Consider the following 20,663-nt stretch of genomic DNA (forward strand, 5'->3'; position numbering starts at 1 on the left):
GATCAGGCTTTCTTGAGGTGGTAGGATTTGGGGCGCGTGAGCGCGGTGTAGGCGAGCACGGAGAGGCCCGCGCCGTTGCCGGTATCCTTGCAGCCCGTCCAGCACAAGGCCGGGTCGAGGTAATCGCAGCGATTGAGGAAAACGGTGCCGGTCTCCAACCGGTCGCCGATGTCTTCGGCGGCTTGCGCGTCGGCTGTCCACACGGCGGCGGTGAGGCCGAACTGGCAATCGTTCATCAGGGCGATGGCCTCGTCGTCGCCCGCTACCTTCATGATGCCGACGACGGGGCCGAAGCTTTCGTCACGCATCACGCGCATGTCGTGGGTGACATCGGTGAGGATCTGGGGCGTGAGGTAGATGCCGCCATCGTCGGCGGGCATGGGCGCGATATGGGCGGTGGCGCCATCGGCAATCGCCTCGGCGATCTGGGCGCGCACCTCCTCGGCAAAGCGGATGTTGGCCATCGGGCCGATGGTGGTGGCCTCGTCCAGCGGGTTGCCGAGGGTGTAGCCCTTCACCAGCGCCACGGCCTTTTCCACGAAGGCGTCATAAAGGCTTTCGTGGACGTAGATCCGCTCGATCCCGCAGCAGCACTGGCCGGAGTTGAACATGGCACCGTCGATCAGCGTGTCGACGGCGGCATCGAGGTTGGCATCGGCGCGGACATAGGCCGGATCCTTGCCGCCGAGTTCGGTGGAGACGGGGATGAAGCTGCCCGCCGCCGCCTGCTCGATGGCCTTGCCGCCGCCGACGGAGCCGGTGAAATTGACGAAATCGACGGCGCGGGTGGAGAGAAGATGCGCGGTGGTCTCGTGACTGAGCACGAGGTTCTGGAACACGTCCGCCGGAACACCCGCCGCGTGGAAGGCCTCGGCGAGGTGTTCGCCGACTTTCAGCGTCTGGTTGGCGTGTTTGAGGATGATGGTGTTGCCGGCGATGAGCGCGGGCGCGATGGTGTTGATCGCGGTCATGTACGGGTAGTTCCACGGCGCGATCACCATGACGGTGCCGCGCGGGATCTTCTTGATGAGGCGGCGGAAGGTTGCGCTGTCTTCCACGACGATGGGCGCGAGTTCGGCCTCGGCGATGGAGGCCATGTATTGCGCACGCTCGTTGAAACCGCCGAATTCGCCGCCGTAGCGCACTGGGCGCCCCATCTGGTGGGCAAGTTCCTGCGCCATGCGGTCGGTCTGGGTGCCGATGATTTCCACGGCTTTCAGAACGAGGTCTATGCGCTCCTGCATCGGGCGGGCGGCCCATGCGGGCTGGGCGGCCTTCGCTGCGCGGGCGGCGGCGATGGCGTCGGGCTGGCTGAGGTACGGCCGCTCGAGGTAGACGGAGCCGTCGATGGGGGAGGTGAGCGTGGCGGTGGCGGTCATCAGGTTTCCCTTGAAGATTGGCCGAGTGTGAATTGCACCGGGCCGTGAATGACGTTGAACTCCCGCATTCCATGCGGGGTTTCCGCGGGTGGCGTCAAGTGGCCGGGCTGACGGGTACGGAGTTGGAAGCCGAGACGGTGGGTCAGGAAGGTAACGGCTGCGTTGATGTCGGCGAGCGGCAGCATCGGGGTGACGCCGCGGATCATGCCCGCTCGAAGCCTCGGGCGATCTCCCAGTCCGTGACGGCGGCGTCGAAGGCCTCCTGCTCCCATTCCGCGGCGCGGGCGTAGTGTTCGACCACGGCCTCGCCGAGTGCATCCTTCATCACCCGGGATGCCCGGAAGGCGGCAGCGGCGGCATGGAGCGTGAGGGGAATGTGGTCGGCATCGCCCTGATAGCTGTCGCCCGTCGCGGGTTTACCGCAGTCGAGCTTCTCCTCGATGCCCTTCAGCCCTGCTGCCAGCATTCCGGTGATCGCGAGATAGGGGTTCATGTCGGCACCTGGCAGGCGGCATTCGATGCGCACGGCCTTCGAGCCGTCGCCACAGAGACGATAGGCGGCCGTCCGGTTGTCGACCGACCAGACCTTGCGCGTGGGGGCGAAGCTGCCGACCTGAAAACGCTTGTAGCTGTTGACGTACGGTGCCAGCAGCACGGTGTAGTCGGAGAGATAGCTCAGGAGGCCGCCGAGGAAGGCGCGGAGGGTGGGCGACATCGTGTGCTCGGCTTCGGCGTCGTGGAAGGCGGGAGCGCCGTCTTGCCAGAGCGAGAGGTGGACGTGCGAGGCGGAGCCGACGCGGTCCGGTGCCCATTTCGGCAGGAAGCTGACGGCATGGCCCTGCTGCCAGCCGATTTCCTTGGCGGCGTGCTTGGCGATGGTGTGGCTCTCGGCACAGTCGAGGGCCGGGCCGTATTTGATGTTGAGTTCCTCCTGCCCCGCCTCGGCCTCGCCCTTGGAGCCTTCGACCGGGATGCCGGAGGCGTAGAGATCGTTGCGAAGGCGGCGCATCACGCCTTCTTCCTTGGTGGTCTGAAGGATGTGGTAATCCTCATTGTAGGCGGAGATCGGTGCCAGATCCCGGAAGCCGCCCTTGCGGATCTGGTCATAGCTCTGCTCGAAAATGAAGAATTCAAGCTCGGTGGCGGCAACTACATCGAAGCCCATCGCCTGCGCCCGCTCCACCTGCGATTTCAGCATTTGCCGGGGGCTGTGGGGCACGGGGGCGTGGCCATGGTGATCAAGAATGTCGCAGAGGACGAGAGCCGTGCCCTCCAGCCATGCGGCGCGGCGCAGGGTCGTGAGGTCGGGGCGCATGGTGTAATCGCCGTAGCCCGCCTGCCAGCTGGTGGAGCGGTAGCCCTCCACCGTGTGCATTTCGAGATCGGTGGCGAGGAGATAATTGCAGCAGTGGGTTTCGGCGTGGCCGCTGTCGAGGAAATAGCGGGCATGCAGGCGCTTGCCCATCAGTCTGCCCTGCATGTCGACGATACAGGCCAGCACGGTGTCGATGGTGCCTGCCTCGAATTCCCTGGCCAGTTCGTCGAGCGTCAGTTTTCCAAGCATGGCAATTCTCCTTCAGGGCAGATGGTTCGGCCGGGCCCCTGCGGAGCCCGACCGGTGTGCAGACGCGGCTGGCCTCAGCCGTTGGTGTACGGGGGGCCGGCCTTGTTGATGGTGGAGTTGTACTCGCGGAAGATGCTTACGATCTTGGACTGAAGTTCGCCTTCCTCGGCGATCTCGTCCCAGAAGTTGACGGCGGCTTCCTCCACCTGTGCCCATTCGTCGGCGGGAACGGTGCGCAGTTCCAGCTTGTCGCCGGTGGCGCGGAGCCGTGCCTCGCCGCCCCAGTACCACTGGTTGCGGTAGGTGTGGCCGGCCTCGATGGCGGACATCACGAGATCCTTGAGGTGATCCGGCAGGTCGGCCCAGCGCTGCTGGTTGACGAAGAACGAACCGATCCAGGCGCCCGAGATGTTGTTGGTGAGGAAGTAGTCCGTCACCTCGGCCCATCCGACGGTATAATCCTCGGTGATGCCGGACCATGCCATCCCGTCAAGCTCGCCCGTCTGGACCGCGACTTCCGCGTCCTCGTAGGGGATGTTTACCGGCACGACGCCGAACTGGGCGAGGAAGCGGCCGGCGGTGGGGAAGGTGTAGAGCTTCAGACCGTCGAGATCGGCGAGCGAGTTGATTTCCTTCTTGGTGTTGAAGTTGCACGGGTCCTGACCGGCGGCGGAGAGCCACTTGACGCCGACCTTCTCGTACTCCGCGTCCCAGATCTCGGCGAGGCCATACTGGTTGAACAGCACCGGCACGTCGAGGATGTGCTTGGTGGCGAAGGGGAAGTAGCCGCCGAACTGGCGAAGCGGCGTGGGCGAAGCCATGCTGTCGTCGTCTGAATGGACGCCGTCGATGGTGCCACGCTGCATAGCCTGGAAAAGCTCCCCTGTCGGCACGATCTGGTCGGCGTAGAAAAGCTCGATTTCCAGTTCGCCGTTGGCGGCGGAGTTGATGTAGTCGATGATCGGCTTGGTCACATGCTCACCCAGCGCGGCGCCCGCGTAGGTCTGGAAGCGCCACTTGATGGTGTCCTGCGCCCTGACGATGGCCGGGCTGGCGAGGGCCGCCGGGGCGGCGAGGGCCGCGCCCCTGAGGAAACTGCGTCTGTTGGTCATGTTCACTTCTCCTTGCTGGTTGTGGTGGCGAATGGCTTCGCTCTTGTAGGGTTCAGAAATAGGGTTCGCTGCCGTGCTGGCGGGAGGACCAGAAGGCGGCCCAGCGGGCTGCCTGGTCGATGATGTGCGCCTGCCGTTCGGGGCCTTCCACGGCGGCATCGAGTTCCTTGACGCCGAGCACATGCTCCACGTTGTTGGCGGCAGCGAAGGCGTCGGCCTCCTGCCGGAGCGCGGCGCCCCATGCGGCGAAGGCGGGGGCGAGCATCGGCTCCCACGCCTGATTGAAGAGATCTTGACCGACGATATCGGCGACGTCATCGAAAAACTGACCGCGGAACGATGTGCGGTCGACGCCCTCGTACTGGCCGGCATTGGAATAGTGCGGGAAACCGTCGCAATCGGCCATAGCCTCCATCGCGGCGTAGCCTTCGAAGGCGGCGAGTGCCTCTTCCTCCGATGTGATTTCCGGCTTGAGGTGACCATCGCGGAAACGCTGTCGCGCCCACTCATCGGCCTCGGTGTCCTGGCCGACGACGGGGGCTGCTATGGTGACGAAATTGGGCAGCGATATCTGCTGGAAACGTTCGATCAGTTTCGGCGCGTTCTCGCGTTTGCGCGGTGAGAGCAGTTTCTGGAGAAAGCCGCGCTCGTCCGCCGGTGGTTTGATCGCGCCGGAGGCGATGTGGTAGCGCCGCCAGAGGTCTTCGTATTCGGCTTCGTGGCCTTCCTTGGGCCGTGCCAGAACGTTGATATCGAGTCCCATGAATTACTTTCCGTAGACGTAGTTTGGCAGCCAGAGCGCGATCTGGGGGAAGATCATCACCAGGGCCAGTGCGCCGACCATCACCAGCACGAAGGGGATGATCGAGCGATAGATGTCCCGGATCGTGATCTCCGGCGGGGCCATGGCGCGCATCAGGAACAGATTGTAGCCGAAAGGCGGGGTCATGTAGGCGATCTGGCAGGTGATGGTATAGAGAACACCGTACCAGACAAGATCAAACCCGAGTGCGCCGACGAGCGGGACATAAAGCGGGGCGACGATGACCAGCATGGCCGTGTCGTCGAGAAACGTGCCCATCAGGATGAAGCTGAGCTGCATCAGGATCAGGATGACCCAGGGCGACAGGCCGAGGCGATCGGTGAACAGATCCTCTATGGCCTTCACCGCGCCGAGGCCGTCGAACACCGCACCGAAGGCAAGTGCTGCGAGAATGATCCACATGAACATGCACGAGATGCCAAGGGTGTTGCGCACCGAGGTCTCGAACACCTCGCGCGTCATCCGGCCCTTGAAGACGGCGGCGAGGAAGGCGGCGATGGCCCCGAGGGCGGAGCTTTCGACCAGTGATGTCCAGCCGTTGACGAAGGGCACCATCATCACCGCGAAGATGACCAGTGGCAGGAGGCCGGCGCGCAGGAGGCGCAGCTTCTCCGGCCACGGCACGTCCCGCTCCTCCTTCGGCAGGGCCGGGCCGAGTTCGGGCGAGATGCGGCAGCGGACAACAATGTAGATAATGAACATCGCGGCCATCATCAGGCCGGGCAGCACGCCGGCGAGCCAGAGCTGGCCAACTGGCTGACGGGCGATCATGGCGTAGAGGACGAGGACAACGGACGGCGGAACGAGAATGCCGAGCGACGACCCGGCCTGGATGACGCCGGTGACCATCAGCTTGTCATAGCCGCGTTTCAGCAGTTCCGGCAGAGCGATGGTGGCGCCGATGGCCATGCCGGCAACGGAGAGGCCGTTCATCGCCGAGATCAGCACCATGAGGCCGATGGTGCCGATGGCCAAACCGCCGGAGAGGCCGCCCATCCAGACGTGGAACATCTTGTAGAGATCATCCGCGATCTTGGATTCCGACAGCACGTAGCCCATGAAGATGAACATCGGCAGGGTGAGCAGCGGATACCACTTCATCAATTTGATGGCAGCGGCGAAGCCGAGATCGTAACCACCCCTGTCGCCCCAGAGCAGCAGCGCGGCGACGACGGCGACGAAACCGATGGCACCGAAGACGCGCTGGCCGGTGAGCAGCATCAGCATCATCGACGAGAACATGAGGATCGCGATCATCTCGTAAGGCATCAGAACGGTTCTTCCCTGATGCGGAGCACGTCCTTGAAGAACTCCGAGAAGGCTTGCAGCAGCATCAAGAAGATGCCCATGCACATGATAAGCTTGATCGGCCAGATGTAGGGTCGCCACGCGCTGGTGCCGGTTTCCATGTGGCCCGTGACCTCACCCACTGCCGTCGGACCGCCGGTGAAGAAAGCACCGACGATGTTGGCAAAGAAGGTGAACGGCTCTCCCTGAAAATGGCCGAGGGAATAGGCCGTGGAACTGATGCCGCCCCAGAGCAGGATCACGAGATAAAAGATCAGGAAGAAGATGGTGAACGCATCGACCCATGCCTTCCGGCGCAGCGACCAATCCCCGTAGAACAGATCCATCCGGACGTTGGAGCCCATCTGCATCGCATAGGGACCGCCGAGCATGTAGTAGGCGACCATGGCGAACTGGGCCATCTCCAGCGTCCAGAGCGTCGGCACGAAGAAGGTCTTGGAAATCGAGGACCAGAGCAGGATGCCCATCATCACGAAGATGCCGTACATCATGATGCGGCCGGTGATGTGATTGAATGTATCCGTCCAGCGGATATAGGCCTTCATCGCGGCGATCATCGCTGGCTTGCCTTCTTGCAGGCCGGGTTCAACGGCAATGGCCGGAGGCGCGATTTGCGCCGTGCGGAAACCGGGAAAACATGAACGGCAACAGATGGATGCAAGTCAGACACGGGGCACAGTTGCTACCGGGGTTAAATATCTGTCAAGGCCAAAGCGGCAGGGAAGTGCGTACAGGGCCGCCAATTGCGGCGATCCGCCCGTCGGAAAGGCAGGTGCCGTCAGGGCCGCGCGATCAGGCCGTCCAGCAGGGCCGGCAGATCGTCGAAGTGATCGAGCAGGCCGGCGGCGTTCATGGCGCCGACATCGAGGCCGTCCGGCCGGAAGGTGACGAGAATGCAGGCGACATCGGCGTTGGCGGCGGTATCACGGTCTGTCTGGGAATCGCCGATCAGCACGGAATGGGCGGGTACGCCCCCTGCCCCGGCGATGGTGTCGAGCAGGTGACGGGGATCGGGCTTCTTGTAGGGCAGGCTGTCCTGGCCGGTGAGGGTGGCGAAACGGTCGCGGACGCCGAGCTTGCGCAGCAGCAGGTCGGCCAGCCCCTCGGGCTTCAGAGTACAGACCCCGAGGCCCCAGCCAGCGAGGGCGAGCCTGTCCAGCGCCGCTTCGACGCCGGGAAAGAGGCGTGTATCGCGGGCGATGTGGCGTTCGTAGTGTTCGAGCAGGCGCGGGTAGAGTTCCGCCACCGTCTCCTCCGTCCACGCCCGGCCCTGCCGTTCGAGTGCCACGCGCAGCATGGCGCGGCCGCCCTGAAAGGCCAGCGCCCTGTCCTCGGCCATGGTGAGGCACGTCTGCGGAAAGCAGGCGTTGGCGGCGGCCAACAGGTCGGCGGAGGTGTCCGCGAGGGTTCCGTCGAGATCGAAGATCGCTGCGCGCATGTGCCTGCCCTTGTGATGCCCGCCGCCCCCTTGCCATATCCTTGACACGAGTTGAAACCATTTCTGATCGAGTAGAGCTTTGCGGCCCGGCCCGGGGGCTGGTAAGAGGGCGAAAAACCGGAGGCAGGGTATGGGTACGGCGATTATCATTCTGGCGGCTGGCAAGGGCACGCGAATGCGCTCCGACCTGCCGAAGGTGCTGCACAAGCTGGCCGGGGTGCCGCTGTTGTGGCACGCGATGCGGGCGGGTGAACTGATCGCGGCGGAGCGGACGCTGGTCGTCGTCGGCCACGGCGGCGCGGAGGTTCAGGCGTCGGCAGAAGCGCAGAACGAGGATGCGATCGTCGTCGAGCAGACCGAGCAGCTGGGCACGGCGCATGCGGTGCAGCAGGCGGAGGCGGCGCTGTCCGATTTCGAGGGCGATGCCATCGTGCTCTACGGTGACACGCCATTCATCGCACCGGCGACACTGGAGGACATGCTGGCGCTGCGGCAGGCCGGGACGGACGTGGTGGTGCTGGGTTTCGAGGCCCGTGATCCGGGGCGCTACGGGCGGCTGATGGTTGAAGACGGGGCGTTGATGGAGATCGTCGAAGCCAAGGACGCAACACCTGAACAACTGGCGATAAACCTTTGCAATTCCGGGGTTGTTTGTGCAGACGGCAGCGTTCTGTTCGAACTGTTGCGCGCCGTGACCAACGACAATGCGGCAGGCGAATATTACCTGCCGGACATCGTCGCCATTGCCCGCGGCAAGGGCATGAAGGCCGGGGTGGTTATCTGCGAGGAGGAGGAGACGCTTGGCGTCAACTCCCGCGGGGATCTGGCGGCGGCGGAGGCGGTGTTTCAGAGCGCGGCCCGCAAGCTGGCGATGGAGGAAGGGGTGACGCTGTACCAGCCCGAGAGCGTCTATTTCGCCTATGACACGATCATCGGCCGCGACGTGACGGTGGGCCCTAACGTGGTATTCGGGCCGGAGGTGACGGTGGAGACGGGTGCGGAGATCAACGCCTTCTGTCATCTGGAGGGCTGCCATGTGAGCGCCGGTGCCAAGGTTGGACCGTTCGCGCGGCTGCGGCCCGGGGCGGAACTGGGGCCGGACGCGCGGGTCGGCAATTTCGTGGAGATCAAGGCGGCGACGCTGGGGGCCGGGGCGAAGGTCAACCACCTCTCCTACATCGGTGATGCCAGCGTCGGCGAGGCCGCGAACATCGGGGCCGGGACCATCACCTGCAATTACGACGGCGTGTTCAAGCATCGCACGGAGATCGGGGCGCGGGCGTTTGTTGGCTCCAACTCGGCGCTGGTGGCGCCGGTCACGGTGGGCGAGGATGCGCTGATCGGCTCTGGCGCGGTGATCACGACGGACGTGCCGGCGGGCGATCTGGCGCTGGCGCGTGCAAGGCAGGAAAACAAGACGGGCCTCGGCCTGCGGATGATGCAGCGGCTGCGGGCGCTGAAGGCGAAGAGGGCAGACTGATGTGCGGGATCGTTGGCATACTGGGTGAGCACGAGGTGGCGCCGATCATCCTCGACGCGCTGAAACGGCTGGAATACCGGGGCTATGACAGCGCCGGTATCGCGACGCTGCACGAGGGCACGCTGGGGCGGCGGCGGGCGACGGGCAAGCTGATCAACCTGTCGGACCTGCTGGTCGAGGACCCCATTCGCGGCAAGTCCGGCATCGGCCATACCCGCTGGGCCACCCATGGCGCGGCGACGGTGGTGAACGCGCATCCGCACAGGACCGCGCGGGTGGCCGTGGTGCACAATGGCATCATCGAGAATTTCCGGGCGTTGCGGCAAGGGCTGGAGGAAAAGGGCGCGGTGTTCGAGACGGAGACGGACACCGAGACGGTTGCGCATCTGACGGAGATGGGCTTGCGTGACGGCAAGACGCCGCTGGACGCGGTGAAGGAGACGCTGGCGCAACTGGAGGGTGCCTTCGCGCTGTGCTTCCTGTTCGAGGGCGAGGAAGACCTGATGATCGCGGCGCGGCGCGGATCGCCGCTGGCGATCGGTTATGGCACGGGCGAGATGTATGTCGGTTCCGACGCGCTGGCGCTGGCACCGCTGACGCACCGGATTTCCTATCTTGAAGAGGGCGATTTTGCGGTACTGTCGCGGACCAGCGTGCAGGTTTATGACGCTGACGGCGCGCCGGTGGAGCGTGAAATCCGCTATGTGCAGGCCGAAAACTCCTTTGCCGAGAAGGGCAACCACAAGCATTTCATGGCCAAGGAAATGCATGAGCAACCGTCCGTCATGGCTTATGCGCTGAACAACTACACCACACCGGACGGGCTGAAGGTGGAGATTTCGGGTGTCGATCTCGACTTCACCAGATACGACCGGGTGACCATGGTTGCCTGCGGCACCGCCTACCTGGCGGCGCATGTGGCGAAATACTGGTTCGAGCAGGTCGCGCGCCTGCCAGTGGAAATAGAGGTCGCGTCGGAGTTCCGCTATCGCGAGCCGCCGATCGCCCCGCGCACGCTGGCGGTGTTCATCAGCCAGTCGGGCGAGACGGCCGACACGCTGGCGGCGCTGCGCTACTGCCGGGACAAGGCCGAAACAATCCTGTCGATCATCAACGTGCCGACCAGCACGATTGCACGCGAGAGCGACCACGCGCTGCCGATCTTCGCCGGGGTGGAGATCGGGGTGGCCTCCACCAAGGCCTTTACCTGCCAGTTGACCGTGCTGGCGGCGGTGACGCTGCTCGCAGCACGGCAGCGAGGCGAGATCGACAGCGACCGCGAGGCGGAACTGCTGGCGCAACTGGGCACGGTGCCCGGTGCGATGGTGGATGCACTGGCGCTGGAGCCACAAATCAGCAGCATCTGCTGGGATCTTTCCAAAGCGAGTGACATCCTGTTCCTCGGCCGCGGGGCAATGTATCCGCTGGCGCTGGAAGGCGCGCTGAAGCTGAAGGAAATCAGCTATATCCATGCCGAAGGCTACGCGAGCGGCGAGTTGAAACACGGGCCTATCGCGCTGATCGACGAGACTGTGCCGGTGGTGGTGATGGCGCCGACGGATGCGTTATTCGAGAAGTCTGTTTCGAACATGCAGGAGGTGATGGCACGGGGCGGCAAGGTGCTGCTGATCTCCGACGCGGAGGGGCTTGCCTCCGCCTCCGATGGCATCTGGAAGAGCCTGCGGATGCCGAAGGTAGACCCGTTCGTGGCGCCGATCCTCTATGCCCTGCCCGCGCAGTTGCTGGCCTATCACACGGCTACGACCAAGGGCACGGATGTAGACCAGCCGCGCAACCTGGCCAAATCCGTTACCGTGGAGTGATGGCCGAGGCCGGTGGCATACTGGCGGCACTGACCGCGCGAAGCGATGCCGCCAAGGCGCAGGAAATGCGCCGCTATCACAAGACCACACGCGAGGTGCTGGGGGTGGCCAACCCGGTGATCGACGCTGCGGTGAAGGACTGGAAGGCCGGGCGGAACTGGCAGGCGGTACTGGACGAGGCGCGGGCGCTGTGGCGCAGCGAGGTTTTCGAGGCGCGGATCGCGGCGGCGAAATTGCTGACGAAGGCACGGATGCCCGAGGGCGACGCGGACGTCTGGCGGGAACTCGTCGGCTGGGTACCCGAGTTCGACGGCTGGGCGATTGCCGACCATGCCAGCAAGGCGCTGGAACGACGGATCATGTCGGAGCTTGCGCGGCTGGATGAGGTCGCGGCGTGGACGGGCGCCGATCACCTCTGGACGAAGCGGGCAGCGCTGGTCTCGACGCTGCCTCTGGCGAAACTGCCGCATCCCAAGGCGGCGGAGCAAGCGGCGCGGACGCGGGTGCTGGGCTGGGCGGCGGACTACACGACCGACCACCAGTGGTTCATCCAGAAAGCGGTGGGGTGGTGGTTGCGGACACTATCCAAGCACGATCCAGATGCCGTGCGGGCCTTCATCGACGCTCATGGCGACGCGATGAAGCCGTTCGCGGTGCGCGAAGCGCTGCGGCAACTGGCGACGGTGAAGCCGGACGGGGCGTAGCGGTACGGAGGGGAATGACGGCAAATTGCGTCCGTCTGCCTTCGTTCCGCAGAATACGGGCGATATCGCCCCTGCAACCCGCCCGGAGAGGCCGCGTGCAAGATACTCCCTCCCAGCTTCCGGACATTCCGGTCACCCTGCCTCCTATAGGCAAGATCCGCCATATCTCGCATAGATGCTGGCGACAGTTCCCTTTTCGCTTTCCCAGTGCACGCGCCAGAAAAGGGTGCAGGGAAAGCGGGCCTTCTCGAAAACGGCAAAGCGGTTTTCTCGCTCAATGGTAAAGCCTTGGTCTTGCAGGCGGGAGGTGAGTTCGGTTTCGGAAATGGGAAGAGCAAAATGGCTCGCCACACGCTGCTTGAACTCCGAATCTGCCTGGGCAAAGCCGATCGGCAACCCACGACCGATCTCTGGCGGAAAGGGAATTGGTGGAAAAAGGAACAGATAACCGGCGAGCACCCCGATTGTCAGGAACCCCATGCAGATGGCCAGCCGCTTCCTCGTCAAGTCCACTCCACATTCGATGCCCAGAGCCAACGTCGTTGTGTTGGCACGCCTCAGCAGAGCAAATCCATAGGCAATCTCAGTGATCGACCCACAGGATTTGCTGACATTGTCATAGCGAGCGCTCAGCCCCCCTGCCCCTCGCCAGCCTCTGGCGGTTCCTCCTTGCGCGCCTTCTGAGGGACCAGCGCGATGATGCTGTCACCGGCCTGCGCGCGGAACTCTTCCTTGCCACGCACGATTTCAAGACTGCCGGACTTGCGGACGATGGCCCAGACATCGGCCTCGGGGCGGTCCTCCATATAGGTCTTGAGGGTGTATTCCTCCGAAAGAGCGGTAACGCGGAACGACCAGCCATCGCGGACGGCGCTTTCGATCTCGCCGTAGGTTTTGCCCTTGCCGATTGAACGGCCGCCGAGGGTGACCGGCAAATCGCGCTCGTTCTCGCCATCGGTGTGGCGGCCGATCTGGACGACGTTGCCGCGACCGAATTCCGGCGCGAAATCGGTGCAGACGAGGGCGTTGTAGGCGTCGTTGTCGCTGGCTGCCAGCAGCAGGCCGTAGCGGTTCATATCGACCGTATGCTCCGCCGCTTCGGAGAGTATCTCCCCGTGATAGACGCGGATGTCGGACTGGCGGGCGGCACGGAGGCGGAACCAGTTGCGATCCGCGATCAGCGACGGGATTTCCGCCGCTTTCAGCGCCTCGCCAAGTTGCACGGCCCATGGCGAACTGCCGACGATGAGGACGCCGGGCTTTTCCGTCGAGGTCAGGCCCAGGAGGCGGGACAGCGGAACGATCGAAAAGCCATGGAGAATGACGGTGGCGGTGACGAGGACGAAGGCCAGCGGCGCAAGCTGGGCGCCATCGGCGATGCCGAGTTGTTCCAGCCTTGTGCCGAACAGCCCGGCAACGGCGACGGCAACGACGCCGCGCGGGCCGATCCAGGCCGTGATAACCTTTTCCTCGCGGCTGAGACCGGTGCCCGAGAGCGACAACCACACGGCAAGCGGGCGGGCCACGAAGACAATGGCGATGACAAAGAGCGCGGCCTTGTAGGTGAGGCCGGTGATCATGGCGACATCGAGATTGGCGGCGAGCAGGATGAAGACCCCGGAGACGAGGATGACGGTGACGTGTTCCTTGAAGCGGCGGATTTCGTCCAGCGATGGGAGGTGGGCGTTGGCGAGGTAGACGCCCATGATGGTGACGGCAAGCAGGCCGCTCTCATGCAGGAGGCTGTCGGTGGATGCGTAGACGGCGAGGACCATTCCGAAGAGCACCGGCACCTTCATGTACTCGGGCACCATACCGCGGCGGAAGCCCTGGGCTAGTACCCAGCCCCCGGCATAGCCGGCGACGGCGGCAACGGAGATGCCGAGAGCAAGATGCTTGGCGGCCTCGCCCAGTGTGCCCGCGCCGTAGACGGCGGTGATGACCTCGAAGGCCAGCACGGCGGCGAGGGCTCCGACGGGATCATTGACGATGGCCTCCCAGCGCAGCAGCGATGCCGGGCGCGGGGCCAGACGGGCCTGACGCAGGAGGGGGATGATGACGGTGGGGCCGGTTACAATGAGGATACCGCCAAGGACGGTGGCGCTTTCCCACGACAGGCCGCCGGCGTAACGGGCCGCAAGCGTCGAGAATGCCCAGGCGAGCGGCGCGCCGAAGATGACGAGGCGGCGGACGGCGAGCCCGGTGGTGCGGAGTTGCGAGAAGTTGAGCGTCAAGCCGCCCTCGAACAGGATGACGGCGACGGCGATGGAAACCATGGGGCGGAAGAGATCACCGAAGGCGGCCTCGGGATCGACGAGGCCGAAGACGGGGCCGGCAAGGACACCGGCGAAGAGCATCATGACGATGGCCGGGATCTGCAGCCGCCATGCGAGCCATTGCGAGCCGATGCCGAGCCCGCCGATCAGGGCAAAGAGTGGTGCAGATTCCATGGTTTCCCCCGTTCGGCTGCCGTTGCGGCCTATCTAGCGCAATTTCGCGTCGCGCACATCCGCCGGGACGCCGCGCCATTGGTCGTAGTGCCAGAAAGCCACGCGGAAGGCGTTGTAAGGCCATGCAAGGGCTTCGCGAACGATCATCTTCAGTGCGCTGCCGGGGCGGAAGATGGTGGATACATGCGCCCCCCGCACCTGCACGCCGGCCCAGCGGAGGCTGGCGGTGCTGCGGGCCATGTGAAAACCCTCGGTGACGGCGATGACGGAGACGATGCCCGCCTGACGCAGGATGGGAGCGGTGAAGATGGCGTTCTGCAGCGTGGAGGTGGAGCGGCCTTCGCGCAGGATGGCAGCAGGTGGCACGCCCTTGGCCTCGGCGATGGCGGCCATGAGATCGGCGGCAGAGGGGCCGCCGGGCCGGGCCGGACCACCGCTCATGACCATCACCGGCGCGAGTTCAGCCTTGTAGAGGGCGACCCCGGCCTCGACGCGCATCCGGGTGGCAGCATCGAGCTGATCGTCCTGCGACAGCCCGGCGCCGAGCACGAGAATCGCGTCGGCGGGCGTCAGTGCCCCGGCGATGCGGCCGAACCACAGAGACGAGAAGACGACCGCGAGAATGAGGCCCAGGGTGAGCCAGATGCAAACCTTGAGCAGGGAAATAAAGAAGGAAAACATGCTATTGCGTTCCTTCCTTCAACGACCGGCGCATGATCTTGCCTGTGGCCGTCATCGGCAGGCTGTCGACGAAGACGACTTCGCGCGGGGCGACATGGGGAGAGATGCGCTTGCGCACATGGGCGATAAGCGCGTCGGCGAGCTCGGGGGAACCGTCCTGCTTGTTGAGGACAACGAAGGCCTTGACGGCCTCCGTCCGGATCGGATCCGGCACGCCGATGACGGCTGCCATGGCAACAGCGGGATGGGCGGTGAGACAATCCTCGATTTCGGTGGGGCCGATGCGGTAGCCGGAAGAAGTGATGACATCATCCGCGCGGGCGGAGAAGAAGACATAGCCGTCGGCATCCATGCGGGCGGTATCGCCGGTGCGCATCCACTCGCCTGCGAACTTCTCCGCCGTCTTCTCGGGGGCTTTCCAGTATTCAAGAAACATGGCGGGCGCACCGCGGCGGACGGCGATTTCGCCGATCTCGCCGGGTGGCAGCGGGGTGCCGTCCTGCCCGAGAATGGCGACATCGGAGCCGGGCACAGCCTGGCCGGTGGACCCCGGCCGGGCCGGGGCGATTTCGGTGCAGTTGGCCAGCACGAGATTACATTCCGTCTGGCCGTAGAACTCGTTGATCGTAAGATCGAAGATCGCCCGGCCCCACCCGAGCAGTTCCTCGCCCAGTGCCTCGCCCCCGGACGCGACGGAGCGCAGGCGCGGGGCGCGCGGCAAGTTCGACTGGCGCATGAGCTTGAGGGCGGTCGGCGGCAGGAAAGTGTTGCGCACTTCCAGTTCGCGCATCATCCAGAAGGCGTATTCGGGATCGAATCTGGCCATGCGGTGGGCGATGAGCGGCACGCCGTAGGTGAGTGCGGGCAGCATGACGTTGGTGAGACCGCCCATCCATGCCCAATCGGCGGGCGTCCAGAGGCAATCACCGGGCTGGGGCAGGAAGTTGTGGGGCAGTTCGACGCCGGGAAGATGGCCAAGCAGCACGCGATGCGCGTGGAGCGCACCCTTGGGCGGGCCAGTGGTGCCGGAAGTGTAGGATATGAAGGCCGGGTCGTCTGGGTGGGTGTCGGCCATCTCGAGCGTGTCGGCGGCCTTGCCGAGTTCCTGCCAGAACCCAGCCGTGCCGCCCTCTCGCTGATCAATGGAGAAGATCGTTTCAAGCTCGGGGAGATCGCCCTTGATGGCGAACAGTTTCTCGAGGTTGGCACTGTCCGTCACGACAGCCTTTGCACCGGAATGGGAGAGGCGGAAGCGCAAGCCGTCTTCGCCGAATAGGGTGAAGAGCGGTACGACGATGGCGCCGATCTTGTAGGCGGCAAGGTGAGTGAGGATGGTTTCCGGTGTTTGCGGCAGCAGAACAGCAACCCGATCACCGCGTGAAATCCCGTGTTCTTTCAGCACGTTGGCAAAGCGATTTGAAGCTCTGGACAACTGGACGTAGCTGTAATCACGGATGCCGCCGTCAGGGCGCAGGTAGCGCAGGGCGCGACGTTCGGGAGCGGTTCGCGCCCAACGCTCGCAGGCGACTTCGGCGATGTTGAAGCGGGAAAACTCCGGCCAGCGGAACGTTTTGCGTAACGCGGTCCAGGAACTTCCTGGCTCCAGCAATTTCTCTGGCAACATGACACACCTCACTTGCCTGCCTCTCTATCCTGTCGCGACGGCCGGGTCTATCGCTTGAAACCGGGTGCGGCTGTGCATAGTGTCTGATCAAAGGGGAATGAGAATGTCCGACCTGCCGCAACTGATCGACCCGTTCGCGCGTGCGATCACCTATCTGCGCGTCTCCGTGACGGACCGCTGTGATTTCCGGTGTGTGTACTGCATGTCGGAAAACATGACCTTCCTGCCGAAGAACGACCTGCTGAGCCTTGAGGAACTGGACCGGCTGTGCACGCGGTTCGTGGAGCATGGCATTCGCAAGCTGCGCATCACCGGCGGCGAGCCCCTTGTGCGCAAGGGGATCATGACGTTTTTCGATGCGATGTCGCGGCATCTGGCATCCGGCGCATTGGAGGAATTGACGCTGACGACCAACGGCTCGCAGTTGCGGCGCTTCGCGCAGCCGCTGGCGGATGCCGGGGTGAAGCGGGTAAACGTGTCGCTGGATACGCTGGATGAGGCCAAGTTCAAGGCGATCACGCGCTGGGGCCGGTTCGCGCAGGTGATGGACGGGATCGACGCCGCGGTGGAAGCCGGGCTGAAGGTGAAGCTGAACGTCGTGGCACTGAAGGGCCAGAACGACGACGAGGCGATCCGCATGGTCGAATGGTGCGGGGCGCGCGGCTTCGACATCACCTTCATCGAGGTGATGCCGATGGGCGAGGACATGGGTGACGGGCTGCGGCTGGACCAATATTGGAGCCTTAAAGACGTTCGCCAACACCTTGAAACCGCTTATACTTTGACGGACATACCGCTGAACACCGGTGGGCCCGCGCGGTATTCGCGGGTGGAGGAAACCGGTGGGCGCGTGGGCTTCATCACGCCGCTTTCCCACAATTTCTGCGAAAGCTGCAACCGGGTGCGGTTGACCTGTACGGGCCAGCTATTCATGTGCCTCGGGCAGGAAGACGAAGCCGATCTGCGCAAGGTGTTGCGGGCCGGACCGGGCAACGAAGCGCTGGATGGCGCCATTCGCGCCGCCATCGCCCGCAAGCCGAAGGGCCATGATTTCGATTACTCGCGCCAGCGGGTCGGGGGCGAGATGACCCGTCACATGAGCCACACCGGCGGCTGAGGCACTGACGCGCCTGCTGGAAACCGCCGGGCGCAATGCCCGCTATGTGCTGGCAATCGGCTGCATCGTGGCGCTGTTCCTGCCAGCCCTCTCCGACTTCCTGCGTCCGGCGCTTCCCATGCTCGTCAGTTTGGTGCTGGCCCTGGGGATGGCGCGGATCGACCTTGAGAGCACCGTACGCTCCGCCCTGCGGCCGAGGCGTATGCTGTTTCTTGTGGGGGTGTCACTGGCGTTCATGCCGATGACGGCGATCTGCTACAATCTTATCGGTCATTTGCTACCGGAACCTTATCGCTTCGTGCTGGTGTATCTGGCGGCGACGCCGCCAATCGCTTCCAGCGCCGGCTTCTGCCTGCTGCTTGGGTTCAACGCGCGGTTGGCAGTGGAGGTGACGGTGAGTGCTACGCTGCTGACACCCTTGCTCGGACCGCTGACGGTGGCGTTCTTCCTGCCGGAGACGGCGGCGCTGGAGCCAATGGCGCTGGCCCTGTCGCTGGGGCGGATGATCCTCGGGGGCGTGGTGCTGGCGGTGCTGATCCGGCGATTTGTTGGGCCGGAGCGGATCTCTGCTCAAGCGCTGGTGTTCGACGGGGTCGGCGCGCTGGTGATGCTGGTGTTCGTGATCCCGCTGTTCGCGGGAGTGTCCGGCCTGCTGGTGGCGGACCCGCTGCATGGGCTGGTGATGCTGGCATTCGCGACCATCATGAACCTCGGCGTGAATTTCGCGGTGCGGGGGGCGTTCCTGCGGTTCGCGGCAGCGGAGGATGCGGGTGCGGCAGGTGTGCTGATGGGCAACCGGACAATCGCGATCTACCTCGCCGCCCTGCCCTTCGAGCCGAATTTCGCATTGTTCGTCGCGCTCTACCAGTTCCCGATGTATTTCACGCCGCTGGCGATGCAGCACTTGCGACGAGTGCCGGGGATGTGACGTTGCTGGCCATTGATGCAAGCTGCGAGACAGGATAATCGGGCTGCATGTCACTGTGGAAATACGCCAATCCAGCCGAGTTCATGCGCGTCTCTGCGCCGGTGTTGCGCGTGGCATCGGTGGCGGCCGCAGCGTGCATGGCCTGTGGGCTGATCTGGGGGTTCTTCTTCACACCGGAGGATTACCAGCAGGGGTCGACGGTCAAGATCATCTATTTGCATGTTCCCAGCGCGTTGATGGCAATCAATGCGTGGATCATGATGCTGGTGGCGTCGCTGATCTGGTTCATCCGGCGGCATCATGTATCGGCCCTTGCTGCGAAGGCCGCGGCACCGGTGGGCGCTGTGATGACGCTGGTGGCGCTGTTCACCGGGGCGGTATGGGGCCAGCCGATGTGGGGCACGTGGTGGGAGTGGGATCCGCGGCTGACGTCGTTCCTGATCCTGTTCGTGTTCTACCTCGGCTACATGGCGCTGTGGCAGGCGGTGGAGGACGTGGAAAAGGCAGCTGACCTGACGGCGATGCTCGCGATGGTTGGCAGCGTATTCGCTTTGCTCAGCCGCTACGCGGTGCTGTTCTGGAACCAGGGCCTGCACCAGGGGGCGACGCTCTCGCTCGACAAGGAGGAGAACATCGCCGATGTGTTCTACTTTCCGCTGCTGCTTTCGATTGCCGGATTCATCTTCCTTTTCATAGCCTTGGTGCTGCTGCGGACACGTACCGAGATCCGGGCGCGACGGGTAGCGGCCCTGCACGCGCGGGAAATGGCCTGATGGTGGATCTGGGCGAATATGCCGGTGCCGTGCTGCTGGCCTATGGGGTTTCGCTGGCGATGCTGGCGGCGCTGGTAGGATGGAGCGTGGTGCGGAACCGGCGGGTGAAGGCGGAACTGGCGCGGATGGAGGGGCGTGATGGCTGAGCGGAAGTTCAACTGGTTGCTGGTGCTGCCGCCGGTGATCTTCCTGAGCCTCGGGGGGCTGTTCTGGCTGGCATTTCAGCGGGATAACCCGGACGAGTTGCCCTCGACCCGTATCGGCCAGGTGGCGCCGGGGATGGCGCTGACGACGCTTGGCGACCTGCCTCTGGCGGACCGCGAGGCGCTGAATGCGCCGGGTGTAAAACTCGTGAACTTCTGGGCCTCGTGGTGCGGGCCGTGCCGGATCGAGCATCCCTACCTCGAAGAGCTGGCGGCGGAAGGTGTGGAGATCATCGGGGTGAACTACAAGGACCAGCCCGATAACGCCCTGGGATTCCTGGAAGAATTGGGAAACCCATACTCTGCTGTCGGTGCCGATGACAGTGGGCGAACGGGGATCGAGTGGGGTCTTTACGGCGTGCCGGAGACGTTTGTGGTGAATGGTGCGGGGGAAGTGGTCCTGCGGTTTCCGGGGCCGGTGAACGAGACGGCGCTGGAGAACCGCATTCGTCCGGCTATGGAAGCGGCAGAGTAGCAGCGACGGGTTAACGGCGTGTGACCGGAGGGCGGTGCGTTAACCCTCGCCGCCGTCTTCCTCCACCATGTGACGGGACAGGAGCGGCCACTGGGTGGCGAGAAAGCCGAAGGTGAGCGCCATCTGGCCGAAGGTGTCGAGCCAGACCCAGGCTTCTTCACCGAGAACGCGCCAGACGAATTCGTTGAACACGGCCATGAAGATGAAGAAGAACACCCAGTTGCGGGTGAAGATCATCCAGCCCCGTTGCGTCATCGGAATCATCTGGCCCATAAGGTACTCAAGATAAGACCTTTTCTGCACCCAGAGGCCGACACCGAGAACGAAGGCAAAGAGCGAATAGACCACCGTGGGCCGCATCTTGGTGAAGGTGTCGTCGTTCAGCCAGACGGTGAGACCGCCGAATACCACGACGACAATTGCGGTGAAAACCGCCATGCGGGGCAGTTCACGGGTGAGGGCGTAGGTGATGGCCATGGCGAGCAGCATCAGGGGGACGAAGACGGCTGTGGCAGCGACGACGGCGCCGTATTCGGTGCCTCCAACGGTTAACGGCGTGTCCTGAAAGCGCTTGTAGGCGAGCAGGTAGATACCGACGGGTCCGAGCTCCAGCACCAGTTTCAGGATCGGGTTCAACTGTTTCTTCACCATGGTTAATGCCTCGACCGCTGCTTGTTCCGAAATATGGTTTCGGTATGGGTTTGGTATGGGTTCGGTATGGCTGTCCTGCCGACCCTGCCCCGGTTAACGGAGCGGATGGTGGGTTCGCAAGGGCGTTCCA

At 64.1% G+C, this 20,663-nt stretch carries 21 protein-coding genes; 8 read left to right on the forward strand and 13 right to left on the reverse strand.

Going from position 1 to position 20,663, the window contains the following annotated elements; all coding sequences use genetic code 11:
* Positions 1-2: 2 nt before the first annotated feature.
* From GO499_RS08820 to GO499_RS08855, 8 genes are all read right to left on the reverse strand, one after another.
* Positions 3-1,379, reverse strand: a complete 1,377-nt coding sequence (locus tag GO499_RS08820; RefSeq protein ID WP_161861859.1) for an aldehyde dehydrogenase family protein — start codon at positions 1,377-1,379, stop codon at positions 3-5.
* A complete protein-coding gene (locus tag GO499_RS08825; RefSeq protein ID WP_161861860.1) occupies positions 1,379-1,585 on the reverse strand; it encodes a hypothetical protein in 207 nt (68 codons plus the stop codon). Before GO499_RS08825 ends, GO499_RS08820 begins: the two co-directional genes overlap by 1 nt.
* Complete coding sequence (locus GO499_RS08830; RefSeq protein WP_161861861.1) at positions 1,582-2,943, reverse strand: glutamine synthetase family protein; 1,362 nt, start codon at positions 2,941-2,943, stop codon at positions 1,582-1,584. The genes GO499_RS08825 and GO499_RS08830 overlap by 4 nt, the downstream gene beginning before the upstream one ends.
* 74 nt (positions 2,944-3,017) lie before the next feature.
* On the reverse strand, positions 3,018-4,055 hold the full coding sequence (locus GO499_RS08835) for a TRAP transporter substrate-binding protein (protein WP_161861862.1): 1,038 nt from the start codon (positions 4,053-4,055) through the stop codon (positions 3,018-3,020).
* A 52-nt stretch (positions 4,056-4,107) separates the two neighbouring features.
* Positions 4,108-4,818 (reverse strand): hypothetical protein, encoded by a 711-nt coding sequence (locus tag GO499_RS08840; RefSeq protein WP_161861863.1) that lies wholly within the window; start codon positions 4,816-4,818, stop codon positions 4,108-4,110.
* A gap of 3 nt (positions 4,819-4,821) precedes the next feature.
* Positions 4,822-6,147: a TRAP transporter large permease gene (locus GO499_RS08845; RefSeq protein WP_161861864.1), complete on the reverse strand. Its 1,326-nt coding sequence runs from the start codon at positions 6,145-6,147 to the stop codon at positions 4,822-4,824.
* Positions 6,147-6,743, reverse strand: coding sequence for a TRAP transporter small permease subunit (locus GO499_RS08850; RefSeq protein WP_161861865.1), 597 nt, complete (start codon positions 6,741-6,743; stop codon positions 6,147-6,149). Before GO499_RS08850 ends, GO499_RS08845 begins: the two co-directional genes overlap by 1 nt.
* Positions 6,744-6,964: 221 nt before the next feature.
* Positions 6,965-7,624 carry an HAD hydrolase-like protein gene (locus GO499_RS08855; RefSeq protein WP_161861866.1) on the reverse strand — a complete coding sequence of 220 codons (660 nt, stop codon included), beginning with the start codon at positions 7,622-7,624 and terminating at the stop codon, positions 6,965-6,967.
* A 130-nt stretch (positions 7,625-7,754) separates the two neighbouring features.
* Between GO499_RS08855 and glmU the strand changes: the two genes are divergently transcribed.
* The 3 genes from glmU to GO499_RS08870 are packed head-to-tail and all read left to right on the forward strand — an operon-like array spanning position 7,755 to position 11,631.
* On the forward strand, positions 7,755-9,104 hold the full coding sequence (gene glmU, locus GO499_RS08860) for a bifunctional UDP-N-acetylglucosamine diphosphorylase/glucosamine-1-phosphate N-acetyltransferase GlmU (RefSeq protein ID WP_161861867.1): 1,350 nt from the start codon (positions 7,755-7,757) through the stop codon (positions 9,102-9,104).
* Positions 9,104-10,927 (forward strand): glutamine--fructose-6-phosphate transaminase (isomerizing), encoded by a 1,824-nt coding sequence (gene glmS, locus GO499_RS08865; protein WP_161861868.1) that lies wholly within the window; start codon positions 9,104-9,106, stop codon positions 10,925-10,927. Before glmU ends, glmS begins: the two co-directional genes overlap by 1 nt.
* Positions 10,927-11,631 (forward strand): DNA alkylation repair protein, encoded by a 705-nt coding sequence (locus GO499_RS08870; protein ID WP_161861869.1) that lies wholly within the window; start codon positions 10,927-10,929, stop codon positions 11,629-11,631. Before glmS ends, GO499_RS08870 begins: the two co-directional genes overlap by 1 nt.
* A gap of 144 nt (positions 11,632-11,775) precedes the next feature.
* Here GO499_RS08870 and GO499_RS08875 read toward each other — a convergent pair whose 3' ends face one another.
* The 4 genes from GO499_RS08875 to GO499_RS08890 all read right to left on the reverse strand — a co-directional run bounded on the left by GO499_RS08875 (position 11,776) and on the right by GO499_RS08890 (position 16,386).
* A complete protein-coding gene (locus tag GO499_RS08875) occupies positions 11,776-12,111 on the reverse strand; it encodes a hypothetical protein (protein ID WP_161861870.1) in 336 nt (111 codons plus the stop codon).
* A gap of 149 nt (positions 12,112-12,260) precedes the next feature.
* Positions 12,261-14,081: a cation:proton antiporter gene (locus GO499_RS08880; RefSeq protein ID WP_161861871.1), complete on the reverse strand. Its 1,821-nt coding sequence runs from the start codon at positions 14,079-14,081 to the stop codon at positions 12,261-12,263.
* 33 nt (positions 14,082-14,114) lie between these two features.
* A complete protein-coding gene (locus tag GO499_RS08885) occupies positions 14,115-14,762 on the reverse strand; it encodes a YdcF family protein (protein WP_161861872.1) in 648 nt (215 codons plus the stop codon).
* Between the two features lies 1 nt (position 14,763).
* Complete coding sequence (locus tag GO499_RS08890; RefSeq protein WP_284154941.1) at positions 14,764-16,386, reverse strand: AMP-binding protein; 1,623 nt, start codon at positions 16,384-16,386, stop codon at positions 14,764-14,766.
* 103 nt (positions 16,387-16,489) lie between these two features.
* Here GO499_RS08890 and moaA point away from each other — a divergent pair, with 103 nt between their 5' ends.
* Genes moaA through GO499_RS08915 form a run of 5 tightly spaced genes read left to right on the forward strand, consistent with a single transcriptional unit; the run spans position 16,490 to position 19,882 of the window.
* Positions 16,490-17,503, forward strand: a complete 1,014-nt coding sequence (moaA, locus tag GO499_RS08895) for a GTP 3',8-cyclase MoaA (protein ID WP_161861873.1) — start codon at positions 16,490-16,492, stop codon at positions 17,501-17,503.
* 46 nt (positions 17,504-17,549) lie between these two features.
* Positions 17,550-18,431 (forward strand): hypothetical protein, encoded by an 882-nt coding sequence (locus GO499_RS08900; RefSeq protein WP_161861874.1) that lies wholly within the window; start codon positions 17,550-17,552, stop codon positions 18,429-18,431.
* Positions 18,432-18,478: 47 nt separating this feature from the next.
* Complete coding sequence (locus GO499_RS08905) at positions 18,479-19,204, forward strand: heme ABC transporter permease (RefSeq protein WP_161861875.1); 726 nt, start codon at positions 18,479-18,481, stop codon at positions 19,202-19,204.
* Positions 19,204-19,350: a heme exporter protein CcmD gene (ccmD, locus tag GO499_RS08910; protein ID WP_348520805.1), complete on the forward strand. Its 147-nt coding sequence runs from the start codon at positions 19,204-19,206 to the stop codon at positions 19,348-19,350. Before GO499_RS08905 ends, ccmD begins: the two co-directional genes overlap by 1 nt.
* Complete coding sequence (locus GO499_RS08915) at positions 19,343-19,882, forward strand: DsbE family thiol:disulfide interchange protein (RefSeq protein ID WP_284154942.1); 540 nt, start codon at positions 19,343-19,345, stop codon at positions 19,880-19,882. Before ccmD ends, GO499_RS08915 begins: the two co-directional genes overlap by 8 nt.
* A 39-nt stretch (positions 19,883-19,921) precedes the next feature.
* Here the strand turns inward: GO499_RS08915 and GO499_RS08920 are convergent, their stop codons facing one another.
* Complete coding sequence (locus GO499_RS08920; protein WP_161861876.1) at positions 19,922-20,533, reverse strand: inner membrane-spanning protein YciB; 612 nt, start codon at positions 20,531-20,533, stop codon at positions 19,922-19,924.
* Positions 20,534-20,663 lie beyond the last annotated feature (130 nt).

It is taken from the genome of Algicella marina (assembly GCF_009931615.1).
Lineage (GTDB): Bacteria > Pseudomonadota > Alphaproteobacteria > Rhodobacterales > Rhodobacteraceae > Algicella > Algicella marina.